Genomic DNA, 16941 nt, shown 5'->3' on the forward strand with positions numbered 1-16941 from the left:
ATGCTCAAATTTCGACTGCATTACGCAGCTTTGGCACTGATCTCGTTCAAAGCCAGCACTGCCAGTTCCAAGCGATCGCGCGCGCCCGTCTTCGAGAAGATGCTTTGCAAATGTCGCTTCACCGTGTTCTCGCTGATTGTGAGTTCGTTGGCGATGTCCTTGTTCTTATAACCTCGTGCCACGAGGAACGAGATTTGCCGCTCGCGTTCACTGAGCCGCGCCAGGTTGGTCGGCGCCGGCTGCGGTTCGGCAGCCATGGCGTTCAGCACGCCGCGTGCTACTTCATCGGAGAAGGCCAACTCGCCATCGGCGACGGCACGGATCGCAGCAAAGAGCTTCGACGGGTCGTCTCCCTTCAGCACCAGGCCACGCGCGCCGAGACGCACTACCTGGACGTAGTCCTGCTGGCTCTCCGAGCCGGTCAGGACCACCGACGCAACGCGGGTGCCTGCGCGGTCGAGCGTACGCAGCACATCGAAGCCATCTCCGGCGGGCATCGCGAGGTCGAGGACGAGCACGTCGGGGTGGACCTTCTGGACGATCTCCAGTGCCTCGGTGCCGTTGCTCGCGCTGCCCATTACTTCTATATCGGGCTGCGAGTTAAGCAGGGCTACGAGCGATTCCCGGAGAACAGCATGATCATCAGCGATAACAACACGAATCAATTCAGCCATAGGACCTCACTATCTTAGATGCGTCGAAGGATTAATGCATCTTGCGGAACTCTGGCCAGATCCTTAGGATTCGATGCCTATTCTTTACAACACGTTTCACGGTAGTTAGTCTCATTCCGCAGCACTCGTGTGCTATATTCCGTGCAATACGCCACCCTCGGTCCGTCTGCTCTGCCCCCGCGGAATCCTGGCATCGAATGGCGATCCACCCCTGAGGTGCTTGGTTGACGATCGACGAGGAACTCGACCTGCTGGATACCAGTCTCCGGCGGCTCAAGATCGAGTACGACGTGTATTTCGGAGGGGGATCGAAACGCCCCCCGAACGACACGCTCTGGCGAGTTCAGAGCCTCATCAAGAAATTCAGCGACAGCCAGAAACTCAATTTCTCGCAGCGCTTCAAGTTCAATACGCTTACCCAGAAATACGCCATCTTCAGCGATCTCTGGCGACAGAAATTAAAGATCAAGGAAGAAGGTTTTCGGCGTCCCCAGGATGCGCTGCTCGCCATCGCCGGCATGCGTACGGACGAGGAAAAGGCCGCGCAGGCTGCCCTCGGCGGTCGCTCGGCGGAAGATGAGGCAGACTCCTCGCGCATCGCGTGCAGCGACGTCGAACAGCAGGGCGATATGGTGCGCGCCTTCTACGACCGCATGATGAGCGAAAAACAAAAAGTCGGCGAACAGGCCGGCGCCCCTTACGAAAGCTTCGCGTCCTTCCTCAAGAAGAAGACGGAACAAATCCGCCGCGACTTCAAATGCGATGCCGTCGAGTACTCGCTGGAAGTGCAAGGCAACCAGGTGAAGCTGAAGGCGAAACCGAAGACCGCATAGAACTGAAATTCCGGAGTTCCCTTGAATACCAGAAAAGCAGCCATTCGCGAATTCAAAGAGCGCGCCGTGCCGCGCGGTATTTTTGCAGTCCGCTGCAAAGCGACCGGCTCAGTTTGGGTGGACTCGTCCCCAAATCTCACTGCTGCAAAGAATGGCCTCTGGTTCATGCTCCGAACCGGGAGCCATCGCGACAAGCAGCTACAGGCTGAATGGAAGGAACGCTCGGAGGAGCAGTTCGCCTTTGAGGTGCTCGAGGAACTCGATCCCGACACTCCGGCCCTGGCCGTGGATGACGAATTGAAGGCCAAGAAGGCCGCTTGGATCGAAGAACTCAAAGCCAAGGCGATTCAGAAGTAGCTACCCTGTCAAATTTACTCATCCGTCACCCTTCCTACGCTCCTGCCCCGCAGCTCTCGTCTTGAGTCGCTTGTAAACAAAGCACTTACGCCCTCCGGAGTTTGGCAATTCAGTTGATATAGAGATAGGTGTTCGCGCCTAGTGCGCACCCCGATGCAAGTTCAGGGGCCAAGCCGGATCGGAAGCTCGCATCCGGCAAAACACAGATTCTGAAGACTCCCCCGGAGGGTTATCCGCAATGAAGAGCCATTTCCTGATCGCGCTTCCGCTGGCAGCAACTTTGGCATTGCCCGCCCTGGCGCAAAATACCGCCTCGACCCCAAGTGACAATCAGAAGCCCGCTGCCACCGCCCCTGCGGCGCAGGACAGCAGCTCGCAGGCCGCGCAGAACAACAATGGCGTGACCCCCGCGCAGGAACAGGGCATGGCGGCCCACCAGCCGCTGCAGCCGGATACCCACGAAGGTTTCTGGGGCCATCTGAATCCGTTCGCGCGCAAGAAGTACGTTCAGCGCCAGATGTCGCCGATCCGCGACCGCGTCAACGAGCTCGATGAGCTGACCGCGAAGAACTCCAAGGACATTAAAGACGTCGACGCCCGCGCTCAGGAAGGCATCCGCATCGCCTCCGCCAAGGCGAACGAAGCCGACCAGCACGCGCTCGACGCCGGCAACCGCGCCCAGCAGGCCAACACCACCGCGACCCAGGCCAGCCAGCACCTCCAGACCGTCCAGACCACGGTTGAGAACATTGACCAGTACAAAGAGGCCTCGAACATCGAGATCCGCTTCCGTCCTGGCCAGAGCGTGCTGAGCAAGAAGGCGAAAGAGTCGCTCGACGACATGTCGAAGGGCCTCGCCGACCAGAAGGGCTACATCGTGGAAGTGCAGGGCTTCGCTCCCGGTCACGGCCGCGTAGCGGTTGAGAACTCGCAGCGCATCGCCGACGAAGTGGTCCGCTACCTTGTAATCAACTCGAACGTCCCGGTCTACCGCATCTACACCATGGGCATGGGCAACGCGAAGGTCCAGGCGACCTCGGCCACGGCAGATTCCAAGCCGAAGTACACCAAGGGCGGCCGCGTCGAGATCAGCCTGCTCCAGAACAGCCTCGGCCAGATGGCTTCAGCCAGCACCATGCCGCAGTCTGATGCGAACAGCACCGCAGCCCCGGCAGCTCCGGCGCAGCAGAGTGCTCCGCAGCAACCCGCGACTCCGCAGCAGTAAGTTTGCAACACGTCTCAACACCCCCTCCCGTTCCGGTGCTCCCGGGCGGGAGGTTTTTTCATGGGCGCCGAAATCTTAGTGAGTGGGCAAGCACTGGCAGGTAGAATGCGCGGCATCAGCATTCATCCTGTTGACGAGGTGTCCCGGTGCGGAGATCTGCGGGCGTTACAGTCATCGCGATTCTGTCGTTCTTAGGATCGCTCGGCGTGTTGGGCATGGCTGTATTGATGGGATCGGTCATGTTCGCTGCTCCGCGCGCGGCAATACCCTCAACGCCAGGCGCGCCCCAACTTCCAATGAGCGCCTTGATGGCCATCGTTTTCGTCATGTATTTGGTTCCGGCGATCTGGGGATTGGCCTCGAGCATTGGGCTGTGGCGGCTGAAGAACTGGGCCCGCATTTCCACGATCGTGTTCGCTGTGCTCCTCTGCATGTTCGGCGTGTTCGGAGGACTTGGTGCGTTGGCCGTGCCCGCGATCATGAAATCGCAACCGTCGCAGCCGCCGAATGCTTCGCAGATCACCATCGTCGTTATCGCGTCCATGCTGGTGTTCAGTATCGGAGAATTAGCTGTCGGAGTTTGGTGGGCTATCTACTTCACTCGACGCAGTGTCACTGCGCAGTTCATCCCGGCCGGATCGGCTTACGTTCTTTCCCCCACGAGCGATCTCTCTGCCGGGCCCGCCGCGATCCCCGCGACCCTCCCGGCTGGTCGGCCGATCAGCATCTCGATCATCGCGTGGTTCCTGCTGGTTTGCTCGATTTTCTTTCCATTTACGTTCCTTCTGCATACGCCGCAACTTCTATTCGGTGTGCTGATTAACGGTCCGGCAGCGATGATCCTGATGACGGCGTACCTGTTCGTCGTTTTATATGTCGGAATCGGCTTACTGAAGCTGTGGCCGTCGGCGCGACTGGTAGGAATCGGGTACTTCGTCTTCGGCATGGTGAATATGGCCGCCACCTGGCTCCGCCCCGGCGCCGCGGACCTGTTCCAGCGCATGATGGCGTCCCAGCCTAAGATGTTCGGACCCACTCCCGACTTCGCCTTTACCGACACCTTCCTCAAGCTGATCATGATCAGCACCGCGATCACCATGGCCATCCCGATCTACTTCCTCGTGACCCGCAAAGCCGCTTTCTATCGCAAGGAGAGCTTTTCCGGTCCGGCTTCGTAGCCTCGGAATCAGATTTATTTCTGCCCCGGCTTCCCCGTAGCCCTTAGGCGGATGTAATCTGTTGCGACCTGCTCGCTTTGGAGTTCGCGCCCTATGGAAACTCTTTACTATTCGCAGATGAAGTCCCCCATCGGCCAGTTGTGGATCGCCGTCTCGAAAAACGGCCTCGTCATGATCGAGTTCGAAGGGCGCGAGTTTCCGCCTGTCAAGTTCGACAAGAACGTCAGCTGGGTGATCTCCGAAGAGAAAACTGCAAAGGTGAAGAAGCAGCTCCAGCAATATTTCGACGGCCATCGAACGGAGTTCGATCTGCCGCTCGATCCGCGCATTGGGACGGATTTCCAGCGTAAGTGCTGGGACCTCGTCGCTAAAATTCCTTACGGCGAAACGCGCTCCTACCAGGAACTCGCAAAGGAATTGAAAAGTCCGAACGCATCGCGGGCTGTAGGTGGTGCAAATGGCGCCAACCCGATTCCGATCGTGGTGCCGTGCCATCGCGTCATCAACTCCGATGGACACCTCGGCGGCTATGGCGGCGGGCTCGATAAAAAAGAGCAGCTGCTCTCCCTGGAACGGGCCCTTCCCGGCACCGGCCCGCTGTTTTTCAAGGCCCCAAAATCAAAGTCCGCGAAAGTGGGAGTATAGTGCTTTCGCTGGATTGCCCAGAAGTGCCCGGTTGTCCGATCATGGATAGGTAATCTTTCAGACCAAATTTCCCCGTCACAATTATTTTGGCTTTTTCCCCTGGGTTCCCGTGGCGAATTACCTTTTGAGGCACACCACAGTGAAATGTGAAATCTGTACAACTCTGGGATTGCATTATCAAAAGGCAGTGGATGCTCTGCACGTGGCGAACCAGCACTTGCGTATGGTGAAGCTCGGCACGCTACAGTCAGCCCTGTGCCGCCGCGAGGTTCATGATTCTCTGAACGGGCTGATCGCCGCTGATGCTGAGCTGAAAGCTCATCGTGCGTGGCACATTGAGTGCCTGACCGCGCTTCCTCAACCGCATCACGCATCGCTCTAATTTCTCCGCATTGATTTCCGCCCTCGCGTTCGGCGACACTGTCGCCAGGAAGCGAGGGCGTCGTGTATACACCATCCCACTTCAAGCAGGAAGATCTCACCGCCATCCACGAGATGATGCGGCACATCGGGTTGGTCTCGCTCGTTACGACTACGCCGCATGGCCTTGTCGCCACGCAGGCTCCGGTGCTCTTTGACGCCGACGCCGATCACGGCGTCCTTCGCGGCCACATCGCGCGCGCGAACTCGCAATGGAAGGACACTCCCGCAGGCACCGAAGCACTCGCCATCTTCACGGGCCCCAACGCCTACATCTCACCCAACTGGTACGCAGCCAAGCGCGAGCACGGCAAAGTCGTGCCCACCTGGAATTACATCGCCATCCACGCCTATGGCGAAATCCACTTCAGCGAAGACCGCGACAAACTCCTCGATATCGTCACTCGCCTGACCGAAGCTCACGAATCTTCACTCGAACATCCGTGGAAGGTCGGCGACGCGCCGGCCGACTATATCGAAGCCATGCTGAAAGCGATCATCGCCTTCGAGGTGAAGATCACTCGCATCGAGTCGTCGTGGAAGCTGAGCCAGAACCGCTCAGAGGCAGACCGCGCAGGAGCGATGGCAGGATTGCAACAGCGTGGAGAAGAAGTCGCAAAAGAAATGGAGAGGCTCGACGCCCCTCCGTCGCCGAAAGAGAAAAGCTAAATTCCGATGGCTTCCTGGATCGCCTCGGCGATCGCGGTCGCGTGCTGATTCATTTTCGCTTCCGATTCCGCTTCGATCATCACCCGCGCCAATTTTTCCGTTCCTGAGTAGCGCACGACCACGCGCCCGCTATCGCCAAGATCTTGCTCGGCAGCTTCAATCGCGCTCATTACCGCGGGCAGTTCTTTCATCGGAATCTTGGCGTTTACTTTCACGTTGCGAATGACCTGCGGGAAGACCTTAAGATCAGCGATCAGTTCCGCCAGTGACTTGCCCGATCGCGCCAATACCTCGAGGACTCGCAGAGCCGTCAGGATACCGTCGCCCGTCGTTGCGTCACTGTCCATGAACAGAATGTGTCCCGACTGTTCGCCGCCGAGTGTCGCGCCAGTCTTCTTCATTTCTTCCAACACGTACTTGTCGCCCACAGCCGCGCGCAGCATGCGGATCCCGGAGCGCTTCAGCGCCGCTTCCAACCCCATGTTTGACATCGTCGTCGCCACGACGGTGTCTTCCTTGAGGTGCCCGCGCGCTTTCATATCTCGTGCCGCGAGCAGCAACACGGCATCGCCATTCACGATATTGCCGTCCCCATCACTGAAGAGAGCGCGATCGGCATCGCCATCAAACGTAATCCCAAGATCGAATCGCCCGCGCGATTGTCCAACATGCTTGGCGGCTTCTTCCGGATGCAGCGCCCCGCAATTCGCGTTGATGTTCCGTCCCGTTGGACAAATGTGCGTGAATTCGCTGAACACTCCTACTTTCGGAAACACAAGGTGCGCGATGGAACTTGCCGCACCATTCGCGCAGTCGAGCAGAACGCGGAACTTGCTGAAATCCGTGCCCTCGACCTGCGACCGCAGCCACTCTGCGTAATCTTCGCGAAGTTTGTCATCTCCGGGCAGCATGGCCGGTCCTTCGCCTTCGCTTTCGGCGCGCTCGAGTTCTTCGAGGTGATAGAAGATCTGCGCTTCGATCTCGTGCTCGATATCGTCCGAGAGCTTGTACCCATTCGCGCCGAAGACCTTGATGCCGTTATCGGTCCACGGATTGTGCGACGCCGACACCACGATCCCCGCGGAAAATCCATGCGTGCGCGTGAGGTATGCCACGCCCGGTGTCGTGATCACCCCGGCGCTGGCAACTCCGCAATTCGCGCTCTCCAAGCCACGCGCAAGCGCGCGGCTGATCCAGTCGCTTGATTCGCGAGTGTCCTGCCCAATCAGCACGCGAGCGGTCTGGTACTTCTCCACGAGACGCGCGCCCAACGCGCGGCCAATGGCGAACACAGTATGCGGATCGAGTGGATACTCGCCGGCAACCCCGCGAATTCCATCTGTGCCGAAAAGCTGACGTACAGGTTTGTCCATGGTTGGTAACGACAACTTCTACTTCTCCCCAGGCTTGGTCTTCGTCGTTGAAACGGTGACGTGGATAGGCTCAGGATTCAGCTGTTGGACGAGAGGGTCGCCGACAAAAGCCTGTGTAGTGAAAGTACCACGTCCCACGAGCCCGGTGGCATCCACTGGGTCCGTGATCGCGGCGTCAATATTGTTCAAACGCGACTGTGGCCCGACGATCGTAATCTTCGCCGGATTCACTTCCACATCGCCCAGCCTGTAGCCCGCCGCAAATGTGCCAATCACCCGCGGCGTTACATCCACCACCTTCGACGCGCTGCGGTCGAGGTCGAGCCGGATCTGCGACGGCACTACCTGCACAATGTTCACGTTGTGCGGCAGGTGACGGATTTGCTTCGGCGTGAGGTCGAACGTATGTTCTCCCACGTGCGCCCCTGCGAGATCGATCACCGCATCAATGTCGGCGTTCGTCATCTGGCGCAGAATGCGCGCCGGCCCCTGCACGCGGATCTCGGCCCGCTGGATACGCTCGCTGCTGATTTCCAGGTGCTCCGGCGTGTTGTAGAACTCGATCGGCACGCTCAACGCGATTTCCGCCGGCTGGTCGTGCGCCACGGCCCACCACAACAACAGCGCAATCAGGATCGAAACGATCTTCAGCCAGATGTGCCCAAACACATGGGTGCGCAGCCAGTGGATCATCGTTGCAACTCCGTCGCATCGTCATCCGATTCCCGCACACCCGACGGATACGTCGCAGCATCAAGGTCCGGGTCCTGGTGCGTCGGCAGCGTCGTCGCCGGCACATGGCGGCGAAGTAATACGCTCAGCCGTTCGCGCAATTCGTCAGGCGTGATATCGCGCTCGATCTGGCCCGCGACGGCAACCGAGATCGCGCCGGTTTCTTCCGACACAATCACCGCAATTGCATCGCTTTCTTCTGTTATCCCGATGCCCGCCCGATGTCGCGTGCCCAACTGCGTGGAGAGAATTGGGTTCATCGAGAGCGGCAGGAAACACGCCGCCGCCGCGACGCGATCTTTTTGGATAATCACCGCGCCATCGTGCAGCGGAGCGCTCGGCCGGAAGATCGTCGCCAGCAGGTCATAAGAAATATGGGCATCCAGCGCGACGCCGCTCTCAATGTAGGTCCGTAGGCCGATCTCGCGCTCAATCACCATCAGCGCGCCAGTCTGGTTCTGTGAGAACAGGTTCGCCGCGAGCACCACATCGTCATACGACTCGGAGTTCGCTGCAGAAGAGCGCGAACTCGCCAGTTTTCTTCCCAGTCGCGCCAATGCGTGCCGTATCTCTGCCGCGAACACCACGATCATGGCAAAGATGCCGTAAGGCAGCAGAGTGGTCATCAGCCAATCGAGCGTGCGCAGTTCGGCGAATTGCGCGGCGACGAATGCTAGAGCCAGTACGAAGACGCCCATCAGCATGGGCGTAGCGCGGGTGCCGCGGATCAGCTTGAGGAACTCATAAATGAGCAGCGCAACGATGAGGACGTCGAGCACAGCCGTGGCCATGTCCGTCGCCTGGGGTGCGCGTCCTCGTGCTAACCACTGCCCCATTTTGTCCTCTCTCAGACTTAGGGTGCGTGCTCGCCAACTCTTTATTCTAAAGCACTATTCCGGCTTCTTCACTACCGCACTGATTTGCCCCAGCGCCAGTTGTGCACGGATCGTGTTACCTTCGCGCACCTGCCGAGCGTCTTTGAGCAAACGCCCCTCGGCATCAAAGACCAGCGCGTAGCCGCGCTCCAGAATAGAGATCGGGGAGAGCCCTTGCAGTTGCCCCGCGAGCCGCTCAATTCGCGTGCGCCGCCGCATTAGATTCGCGCGCAACGTGGCAGCCAACTTCTCCACCCGGGCACTCAGTTCGCGATGTTCGGCCGCAAATCGGCTCCGCAAATCATGGTGCCGCACCCGCGTGGAAGCCACGTCCAGCCGCCGATGCAGTTGCCGGAAGACATTTGTTTGCGCCACGGAGAGCCTGAAGGCAAGGTCGTCCACCCGCTGCTGCCGACGCGCGATGGCCGTCTGCATCCCGCCAAACGCCCCATGCCGCGCCAACCGGTCCAACTTCTTTTCGTATTCCAGGAGCCGAACCCGCAACGCCCGCGCCAAATGGGTGCTTAGCGCCGTCAGCCGCTCATCCACTTCCTGCTTCGAGCGAATCACCAATTCGGCTGCAGCCGACGGCGTTGGCGCCCGCAGATCCGCCACGAAATCGCAGATCGTGAAGTCCGTCTCGTGGCCCACCGCTGAAATTACCGGAATCGTCGACGTCGCAATCGACCGCGCCAGCCCCTCGTCGTTGAACGCCGCTAGATCTTCGATCGAGCCGCCACCGCGCGCCACGATGATCACCTCGACATTCGCCGCCTTATTGAAATACCGCACGCCGCTGGCAACTTCCGACGCTGCGGTCTCGCCTTGCACCTGTGCCGGGAAGATCAGCACGTGCACGCTGTTGTGCCGCCTTCGCAGCACATTGAGAATGTCCTGAATCACCGCTCCGCGCGGCGAAGTCACCACGCCAATCTTCTTCGGCAGTGCCGGAATCGGCTTCTTGCGCTCACGCGCGAACAATCCTTCTGCCTGCAGCTTCGCCTTAAGCTGCTCGAACGCGATTTGTAGCGCACCGGCACCCTGAGGCTCCAGGTACTCGGCCATCAGTTGCAGTTCGCCGCGCCCCTCGTAGAGCGTGACTTTTCCGCGCGCGATTACCTTCAGCCCATTCTCGGGGCGGAACTTCAACAGCCGCGCCTGCGAACGGAACATTACGATCCGCAACTGCGTCGATTCATCTTTCAGTGAGAAATAAAGATGTCCAGAATCCGCCGGGCGAAAGTTCGAAATCTCGCCCTCCACCCATACATCGGCGTACTCGCGCTCCAGCGCCGCGCGCACCGCACTCACAATGTCGCGCACCTGCCAAATCCGCCGCTGCGGAGCTGAAAAGGTGAACCCAAGCTGGTCGCTAAAGGACATTGAGGGCAGTGTACCCCATCCCCGCGCCTGAGTTTGCGCCCTGTCATCCTGAGCGGAGCGTGCGGAGCACGCGAAGTCGAAGGACCCCTATCTTCTTCGAAAATCTCTCACTTGCGACGGTCGCATCACATTCGCTCCACCCTCTCAAAGCATATAATCCACCGCGGTCATGGCCACCACGCGCAGCACCGCCCCGCTTCGCGACGCTGAGGAAACCCTCGAAAGTTTCGACAGCCTCATGCCCTTCCGCGTGCAGGACATCCTGCTCGTCTCCAGCCTCTACGACTCCTTCATCCTCCGCGAAGACGGGCGCCTCAACGAGTTGCTCATCGGCGAATCGCGCGAACTCGATCTCCAGCACATCCCGGGCATCACGCACGTCTCGAACTGCGCGCAGGCGCTGGAGATCATGCGCTCGCAGCCGCGCTTCAACCTTATCGTTACCAACCTCGCGGTTGGCGAAATGAACGCGGCGCAACTCGCGCGCGAAATCCGCAAGTCCGGCAGCGATGTCCCGGTGCTCGTGCTCGCCTACGACTATCGCGAGGTCAAGAATTTCATCGCGCGTAATCCCGTCACCGACATCGATCGCATTTTTCTCTGGCAGGGCAATGCGCGCGTGCTGGTTGCGATGGTTAAGTACATCGAAGACAAGCGCAACGCGCTGCACGACACGAAGACTGTCGGCGTCCCCGTGCTGCTGGTCGTCGAAGACAACATCCGTTATTACTCATCCGTGCTGCCGGTGATTTACACCGAGCTGATCACGCAGTCGAAGCGCGTGATTCGCGAAGGCATTAACGTCGCGCATAAATTGGTACGCCAGCGTGCGCGTCCGAAAATCCTGCTCTGTTCCGATTTCGAAGAAGCCGAGAAGTATGCGCAGCAGTATCGTGAGAACCTGCTCGCCGTCGTCTCTGATGTGCAATTTCCGCGCGCCGGCGCGCCTGAAGCCGAAGCCGGCTTCGAACTCGCACACTACATTCGCGACCTCGTGCCCGACGTGCCGATCGTGCTGCACTCCAGCCATACCGAGTACAAAACGCGCGCCCACGACGAGGGCTTCGCGTTCCTGCAAAAACGTTCGCCCACGTTCCTCCGCGACTTCCGACGCCTGCTCACGCAGCAGTGCGCCTTCGGCGATTTCGTATTCCGGCTTCCCAGTGGGGAAGAGGTCGGCCGCGCCAGCGACATGAACCAGCTCGAGGCGCACCTGCATCGCGTGCCGCCGGAGAGCATTGCGTACCACAGTCAACGCAATCACTTCTCGCGATGGCTCACTGCGCGCACCGAATTCGCAGTCGCGCAAAAGCTGCGTCCGCGCAAGGTTTCGGATTTCGCAACCCTGGAAGACCTTCGTAACGATCTCATCGACTCGATCAACGAATACCGCCGCGAGCAGACGGAAGTTTCAATAGGCGACTTCGACGCCGCCAACTTCAAAATTGGAGACGCCTTCTTCCTGCGAATCGGTTCAGGTTCGCTCGGCGGCAAGGCGCGCGGCTTGGCGTTCATGCGCCACCTCCTCTACAAACAGCGATTCTCGCGGCGTTTTCCCGGCGTCAAAGTTTCCGTTCCACCCGCGGTCGTCGTGAGCACCGAATACTTCGATCGCTTCCTCACCGAGAACAACCTCCTCGAGTTCGCGATCCGCTGCACTGACGACGCCGACATCCGACGCCGCTTCCTCGAAGCCGAATTGCCCGCGACGCTCATCCGCGACCTAACCGCGTTTCTCGAAGAAGCGAAGTATCCGCTGGCTGTTCGTTCTTCGAGCCTGCTCGAAGACTCGCACTACCAGCCGTTCACCGGCGTATACGAGACCTTCATGCTCGGCAACCAGCAGCCGACGGAGGAAGAACGCCTCGCGCAACTCGGACGCGCCATCAAGCTGATCTATGCCTCGACCTTCAGCCAACACGCCAAGGCCTACGTTCGCGCCACACCGTACCGTCTCGAAGAAGAAAAGATGGCGGTCATCGTCCAGCAAGTCGTTGGATCGCAGCACGACACGCGTTTTTATCCGGACTTTTCCGGCGTCGTGCGCTCGCATAACTTCTACCCGACTGCACCCATGGCGGCCGGTGATGGCATCGCCGCCGTTGCGCTCGGTATGGGTCGCGCGGTCGTCGAGGGCGGACGCTGCCTGTCGTTCTGCCCGCGCTATCCTCGCCACCCGATACAGTTTTCCGAGGTAAAAGAGATCCTCTCCACCTCGCAGTCGGAATTCTGGGCGATGGACCTCGACCAACGACACAACGACAATCCTGTCTCGTCCTTGCGTGAAACGCGCTTCCAGTTGAACGTCGCAGAAGAAGATGGAACGCTCGCGCCCGTGGCCTCCACCTACAGTCCCGACAACGATCGCGTCTACGATGGTATGGGCCGCTCCGGAGCCCGCATCGTCAGCTTCGCGCCGATCCTTAAGCAGGAGATCTTCCCGCTCGCGCGCATTCTCGACGACCTCTCGAAAGTCGGGGAAGCTGCGCTCGGACAGCCCGTCGAAATCGAATTTGCCGTCCGTCTGCCGCGGGTAGAAGGCGAACCCGCGAACTTCGGCTTCCTCCAGGTGCGTCCGCTCGTCCTCTCCGGCGAGAACGAAAACCTGCACATGGGCGATGTTGACGATGCCACGCTGATCTGCAAAAGTACCAGCGTCCTCGGCAACGGCCGAGTCCAAAATCTTCGCGATGTCGTGGTCGTGGACTTCCATCGCTTCGAGCGTGGACGCAGCCAGCAAGTCGCTGAGGCCGTCGCGCACTTCAATGCCAACCTCATGGACGAAGACCGCCCCTATCTGCTCATCGGCGTCGGACGCTGGGGGTCGAACGATCCGTGGCTCGGCATCCCAATCGAATGGGACGAAATCGCCGGCGCCCGGGTCATCGTTGAAACCGGCTTCAAAGATATGGCCGTCACCCCGTCGCAGGGCAGCCACTTCTTCCAGAACTTAATGGCGTTTCAAGTCGGTTATTTCACGGTGAATCCCGAGAACGGCCACGGCCTTCTCGATTGGGACTGGCTCGGTGCGCAGAATGCTCGCGAAGAAATCGATTGCGTGCGCCACCTGCGCTTCGATCAGCCCGCAACGGTCGTGATGAACGGCATGACCCGCGAAGGCATGATCTTCAAGCCCGGACAGGAAACTCGACCCTAGCCGTGTTTTGGTGCGGTGTTTTGGTTTTGAAATTCTGTCATCCGGAGCGAAGCGACCGAAGGTCGAGCAGTCGAAGGACCCCTATCGTCACCACGATCACTAGGCTACTTCCGGCGAGAGCGCACCGCAGCCGCCAGTTCCCCCAGCAGCCCCCGCGTTTCTTTCCAGTCAATGCAAGCGTCGGTAATGCTCTGCCCGTAGACCAGCGGCTTGCCCTTCACGAACTTCTGTGCGCCACCGACGAGGTTGCTCTCAATCATCACGCCGATGATCGCTTTGTTTCCGCCGGCAATCTGCCCAGCCACATCGCGCGCCACCGCGCCCTGACGCGTGTGGTCCTTGTTGCTGTTGGCGTGGCTGCAATCGATCATCAAGCGCTGCGGCAACCCAGCCTTCTCCAGCAGCCCACACGCTTCTTTCACGGACGCCGCGTCGTAATTTGCCAGCTTGCGTCCGCCGCGCAGGATCACATGGCAATCCGGATTGCCCGTGGTCGCGAAGATCGCCGACTGCCCATACTTCGTGTGTCCGAGGAACGTATGCGGATGTGCTGCCGACTGCACCGCCTCAATCGCGATGCCGACATTTCCCGACGTCCCATTCTTAAATCCCACCGGACACGACAGTCCACTCACCAGCTCGCGATGGATCTGGCTCTCGGTGGTACGCGCTCCGATCGCGCCCCAGCACACCAATCCCGCAAGATACTGCGGCGTAATCATGTCAAGAAATTCCGTGCCTGCGGGAACACCCATCTCCGCGAGATCCAGCAGCAAATGCCGCGAAATCCGCAGGCCGTCGTTGATGTTGAACGACTCGTCGAGGTGCGGATCGTTGATCAGCCCCTTCCACCCAATCGTGGTGCGAGGCTTCTCGAAGTACACCCGCATTACCAGGAAGAGATCGTTCGAAAGCTCGGTGATTGCGTCTTTCAGCAGCGCCGCATATTCGCGCGCCGCTTTCACGTCATGGATGGAACACGGTCCCAGCACCACCAGCAGCCGCGAATCTTCTCCACGAATTATGTCGCGCACCGTGTTGCGCGCGTTCGCGACGGTCGCTGAAGCGTTCTCCGTCGTCGGCAGTTCCTCGTCGAGGAACGCCGGCGGAAGAACAACTTTTGTCCACTGGATGCGTAAGTCTTCGGTCGGGCGGATCATCGGAAACTCGCTGAAATCCACCTTACCACAGCGGTTTCAGCTCAGTGCGTAGGCGCGTGCATGATGTACTGCCCCGGATGCACCACCAGCGCAGCCGCGCCAACGATGCCCGAATCCGGCCCGTACTTCGCCTGCACGAACGGGATCTCGCCCGCGCGCGGATTCACCGACCACGAGCGCAGGTACTCGCGGATCCGCGGATACCATGGCGAGAGCATGTTGCCCACGCCGCCGCCCATCACGATCACATCGGGTTCGAGGAAGTCCACAATGTTGCCCAGCCAGATAGCGATGTAATCGGCAGTCTCTTCGAACACTTCGGTCGCCAGCCGATCGCCCGCTTTCCACGCGGCTTCCACGGTCTCGCCGGTGATCTTCGAAACATCCCCGCCCGCGAGTTCGATGAGCTTCGCGCCTTCATTGCCCGAGGCCGACTCGATTCTCCGCCGCGCGCGGGTCGCGATCCCCGGCCCCGCCGCGAGGTACTCGATGCATCCGGGCTTGCCGCATGCGCAGCGTGGGCCGCGATGATCGAAGTTGATGCTCATGTGGCCGCCTTCGCCTGCCGAGCCGGTGCGTCCGAGATAAACCTGGCGATCGAACAAGATCGCCGTGCCGATTCCGGTCCCCACCGTCGCGTAAAAGACGGAGTCGTACCCCACGCCGTTGCCCCAAACCGCTTCCGCAAGTCCGGCGGCGTTGGCATCGTTGTGCAGTTCGGTCGGAAGTCCGTACTGTTTCGCGATAATCTCGGCGAGCCCAAAATTTTTCCAGCAGGGAAGGTTGGTCGCCATTACCACGGTGCCGGTGCGCGGGTCCACCGAGCCAGGTGAACTCAATCCAATCGCGCGCACTTCAGCTTCGGGATTTTCGCGGATAGTCCGGTCAATCGCCTCCCGCACCGCATTGACGGCTTCGTCCGCTCCACGCGAGCAATTCATCGGATTGCGAGTCTTGTAGAGAAGCTCGCCGTTATCGTTCACCAGTCCGGCGGCGACCTTCGTGCCGCCGATGTCGACTCCCAGGAACGCCTCTCCCCTGGCTCCCATGCCTGCTCCTAACGATAGCGCCTGATCCGCAACACGTGGCGGTCGGCGCGGTACATGCCGAGCACATACAAAATCGGCTTGCCCTGCGTGGAATAGATCGTCTGACGAATGCGCAATACAGGATATCCCTTGGGAACCGCGAGCAACCGCGCGAGATCAGGGTCCGCACCGGTCGCATCAATTTCCTCGTCGGCATGCGCGATGGTGATGCCGTATTCCTTCTCCATCAAGGTAAAGAGCGATCCGCGCTCCAGCGCCTGCCGCGATACGCCGCGAAAGTCTTCCGCCGACAAGTAGCAACTCTCCACGGCAAACGGTTCGCCGGATCCAAGCCGTACCCGTTCGATTCGCAGCAGCCGGCTCGCTCCCGGCAGGGAAAGACGCGCGGCGATCTCGTCTTCATCGTCCACGACCTTGAGCGCAACCACGCGCGAAGCGGAATCGAGGCTGCGCGCTGCCAGTTGTTCGCTGAAACTGGTGAGCTTGTTGAAGTGGATTTTCGGTGCCGCGACAAACGTTCCCGCGCCATGCCTTCGTTCTACAAGGCCCTCGCGCTCCAGCCCCACCAGGGCGTGACGCGCCGTCATCAGGCTCACGTCGTGCAGACGCGCCAGCGAACGCTCGGACTCCACCGCATCGCCCGGCTTCAGTTCGCCCCGCTCAATGCGCTTCAGGATCGTGTCCTGGATGCGCTTGTACGCCGGGGTCCCGTTCTTGCGAATGGTTGGCATGGTTGTCCCCAGAGCTACACGGCTGTCGCGATTGGCCCGCCGTGGCGCCGCTCCTCTATGTGCTCGTTGTTTCCAAGTTTACAAAACCCAAGGCGAGAGCTATAGAGCTTTATACAATGCTCGCCCTCCCTTCGCAAGAGGGCTTTTGTGTCTTCGCCGCAAGGAATCGCTATATAGCGACTCGTCTGTTCCCGTCGGCACGATAGGCGGACTCTTTTCGGAGTGGCAAGGAAATAACGCAAATTATCCCCGGTTCCAGTGTCAAAACAGGAACAAGACAAGGCCGTTCGCAGCGTAAAATTCGCGCTATAGCAATTCGGTCTGTAGCGGGGACAAATCGTCGGCCTCCTTCGGTTTCACTTGACGCTCACGTAAATAAAGCTATATAGCAATATTTACCAGCCCGAACCAACAACCAAGGCGTTTGCCGAAGCGCTAATGCTGGCAACGCGTAGCTAAGTCTGGTCGACGCTACGTGCA

At 59.7% G+C, this 16941-nt stretch carries 17 protein-coding genes; 8 read left to right on the forward strand and 9 right to left on the reverse strand.

Going from position 1 to position 16941, the window contains the following annotated elements:
• Positions 1-20: 20 nt before the first annotated feature.
• Positions 21-674: a response regulator gene (locus ACID345_RS01375; RefSeq protein WP_011521075.1), complete on the reverse strand. Its 654-nt coding sequence runs from the start codon at positions 672-674 to the stop codon at positions 21-23.
• A 224-nt stretch (positions 675-898) separates the two neighbouring features.
• On the opposite strand from ACID345_RS01375, the gene ACID345_RS01380 reads away from it, so the two are divergent.
• From ACID345_RS01380 to ACID345_RS01390, 3 genes are all read left to right on the forward strand, one after another.
• On the forward strand, positions 899-1507 hold the full coding sequence (locus ACID345_RS01380; RefSeq protein WP_011521076.1) for an MXAN_5187 C-terminal domain-containing protein: 609 nt from the start codon (positions 899-901) through the stop codon (positions 1505-1507).
• 21 nt (positions 1508-1528) lie between these two features.
• The gene (locus ACID345_RS01385) at positions 1529-1864 is read left to right on the forward strand and encodes a GIY-YIG nuclease family protein (protein ID WP_011521077.1); all 336 of its coding nucleotides are present in this window, start codon (positions 1529-1531) and stop codon (positions 1862-1864) included.
• A 238-nt stretch (positions 1865-2102) separates the two neighbouring features.
• Positions 2103-3089 (forward strand): OmpA family protein, encoded by a 987-nt coding sequence (locus ACID345_RS01390; protein WP_011521078.1) that lies wholly within the window; start codon positions 2103-2105, stop codon positions 3087-3089.
• A gap of 115 nt (positions 3090-3204) precedes the next feature.
• Here the strand turns inward: ACID345_RS01390 and ACID345_RS01395 are convergent, their stop codons facing one another.
• The gene (locus tag ACID345_RS01395; RefSeq protein ID WP_148209979.1) at positions 3205-3417 is read right to left on the reverse strand and encodes a hypothetical protein; all 213 of its coding nucleotides are present in this window, start codon (positions 3415-3417) and stop codon (positions 3205-3207) included.
• On the opposite strand from ACID345_RS01395, the gene ACID345_RS01400 reads away from it, so the two are divergent.
• From ACID345_RS01400 to ACID345_RS01410, 4 genes are all read left to right on the forward strand, one after another.
• On the forward strand, positions 3398-4267 hold the full coding sequence (locus tag ACID345_RS01400; protein WP_148209980.1) for a hypothetical protein: 870 nt from the start codon (positions 3398-3400) through the stop codon (positions 4265-4267). The two genes, ACID345_RS01395 and ACID345_RS01400, sit on opposite strands and share 20 nt — an antisense overlap.
• A gap of 93 nt (positions 4268-4360) precedes the next feature.
• On the forward strand, positions 4361-4912 hold the full coding sequence (locus tag ACID345_RS01405) for a methylated-DNA--[protein]-cysteine S-methyltransferase (protein ID WP_011521080.1): 552 nt from the start codon (positions 4361-4363) through the stop codon (positions 4910-4912).
• Positions 4913-5114: 202 nt separating this feature from the next.
• Positions 5115-5294 carry a hypothetical protein gene (locus tag ACID345_RS26510; protein WP_148209981.1) on the forward strand — a complete coding sequence of 60 codons (180 nt, stop codon included), beginning with the start codon at positions 5115-5117 and terminating at the stop codon, positions 5292-5294.
• Between the two features lie 62 nt (positions 5295-5356).
• On the forward strand, positions 5357-6001 hold the full coding sequence (locus ACID345_RS01410; RefSeq protein WP_011521082.1) for an FMN-binding negative transcriptional regulator: 645 nt from the start codon (positions 5357-5359) through the stop codon (positions 5999-6001).
• On the opposite strand, the gene glmM is transcribed toward ACID345_RS01410, so the two are convergent.
• From glmM to xseA, 4 genes are read right to left on the reverse strand one after another with little or no spacing between them, the layout of a single operon-like run.
• The gene (gene glmM / locus ACID345_RS01415) at positions 5998-7389 is read right to left on the reverse strand and encodes a phosphoglucosamine mutase (RefSeq protein WP_011521083.1); all 1392 of its coding nucleotides are present in this window, start codon (positions 7387-7389) and stop codon (positions 5998-6000) included. The two genes, ACID345_RS01410 and glmM, sit on opposite strands and share 4 nt — an antisense overlap.
• Before the next feature lie 3 nt (positions 7390-7392).
• Positions 7393-8067, reverse strand: coding sequence for a CdaR family protein (locus tag ACID345_RS01420; RefSeq protein WP_011521084.1), 675 nt, complete (start codon positions 8065-8067; stop codon positions 7393-7395).
• On the reverse strand, positions 8064-8942 hold the full coding sequence (gene cdaA, locus ACID345_RS01425) for a diadenylate cyclase CdaA (protein WP_011521085.1): 879 nt from the start codon (positions 8940-8942) through the stop codon (positions 8064-8066). The genes ACID345_RS01420 and cdaA overlap by 4 nt, the downstream gene beginning before the upstream one ends.
• Positions 8943-8996: 54 nt before the next feature.
• A complete protein-coding gene (xseA, locus tag ACID345_RS01430; RefSeq protein WP_011521086.1) occupies positions 8997-10364 on the reverse strand; it encodes an exodeoxyribonuclease VII large subunit in 1368 nt (455 codons plus the stop codon).
• A gap of 169 nt (positions 10365-10533) precedes the next feature.
• Between xseA and ACID345_RS01435 the strand changes: the two genes are divergently transcribed.
• The gene (locus ACID345_RS01435) at positions 10534-13521 is read left to right on the forward strand and encodes a PEP/pyruvate-binding domain-containing protein (protein WP_011521087.1); all 2988 of its coding nucleotides are present in this window, start codon (positions 10534-10536) and stop codon (positions 13519-13521) included.
• Between the two features lie 104 nt (positions 13522-13625).
• Here the strand turns inward: ACID345_RS01435 and ACID345_RS01440 are convergent, their stop codons facing one another.
• The 3 genes from ACID345_RS01440 to ACID345_RS01450 are packed head-to-tail and all read right to left on the reverse strand — an operon-like array spanning position 13626 to position 16461.
• Positions 13626-14681: a 3-deoxy-7-phosphoheptulonate synthase gene (locus ACID345_RS01440; protein ID WP_011521088.1), complete on the reverse strand. Its 1056-nt coding sequence runs from the start codon at positions 14679-14681 to the stop codon at positions 13626-13628.
• 41 nt (positions 14682-14722) lie between these two features.
• Positions 14723-15730 (reverse strand): ROK family protein, encoded by a 1008-nt coding sequence (locus tag ACID345_RS01445; RefSeq protein ID WP_011521089.1) that lies wholly within the window; start codon positions 15728-15730, stop codon positions 14723-14725.
• An 8-nt stretch (positions 15731-15738) separates the two neighbouring features.
• Positions 15739-16461, reverse strand: a complete 723-nt coding sequence (locus tag ACID345_RS01450) for a GntR family transcriptional regulator (protein ID WP_011521090.1) — start codon at positions 16459-16461, stop codon at positions 15739-15741.
• Positions 16462-16941: the final 480 nt, after the last annotated feature.

Source organism: Candidatus Koribacter versatilis Ellin345, from assembly GCF_000014005.1.
Classification (GTDB): domain Bacteria; phylum Acidobacteriota; class Terriglobia; order Terriglobales; family Acidobacteriaceae; genus Korobacter; species Korobacter versatilis_A.

Excerpts from the sequence above, each read along its gene's own strand:
- ACID345_RS01420 (WP_011521084.1), bottom strand. The coding sequence starts at position 8,067 with ATGATCCACTGGCTGCGCACCCATGTGTTTGGGCACATCTGGCTGAAG.
- cdaA (WP_011521085.1), bottom strand. The coding sequence starts at position 8,942 with ATGGGGCAGTGGTTAGCACGAGGACGCGCACCCCAGGCGACGGACATG.
- ACID345_RS01445 (WP_011521089.1), bottom strand. The coding sequence starts at position 15,730 with ATGGGAGCCAGGGGAGAGGCGTTCCTGGGAGTCGACATCGGCGGCACG.
- ACID345_RS01405 (WP_011521080.1), top strand. The coding sequence starts at position 4,361 with ATGGAAACTCTTTACTATTCGCAGATGAAGTCCCCCATCGGCCAGTTG.
- xseA (WP_011521086.1), bottom strand. The coding sequence starts at position 10,364 with ATGTCCTTTAGCGACCAGCTTGGGTTCACCTTTTCAGCTCCGCAGCGG.
- ACID345_RS01440 (WP_011521088.1), bottom strand. The coding sequence starts at position 14,681 with ATGATCCGCCCGACCGAAGACTTACGCATCCAGTGGACAAAAGTTGTT.
- ACID345_RS01395 (WP_148209979.1), bottom strand. The coding sequence starts at position 3,417 with ATGACGAAAACGATGGCCATCAAGGCGCTCATTGGAAGTTGGGGCGCG.
- ACID345_RS01375 (WP_011521075.1), bottom strand. The coding sequence starts at position 674 with ATGGCTGAATTGATTCGTGTTGTTATCGCTGATGATCATGCTGTTCTC.
- ACID345_RS01390 (WP_011521078.1), top strand. The coding sequence starts at position 2,103 with ATGAAGAGCCATTTCCTGATCGCGCTTCCGCTGGCAGCAACTTTGGCA.
- ACID345_RS01435 (WP_011521087.1), top strand. The coding sequence starts at position 10,534 with ATGGCCACCACGCGCAGCACCGCCCCGCTTCGCGACGCTGAGGAAACC.
- ACID345_RS01450 (WP_011521090.1), bottom strand. The coding sequence starts at position 16,461 with ATGCCAACCATTCGCAAGAACGGGACCCCGGCGTACAAGCGCATCCAG.
- ACID345_RS01400 (WP_148209980.1), top strand. The coding sequence starts at position 3,398 with ATGGCCATCGTTTTCGTCATGTATTTGGTTCCGGCGATCTGGGGATTG.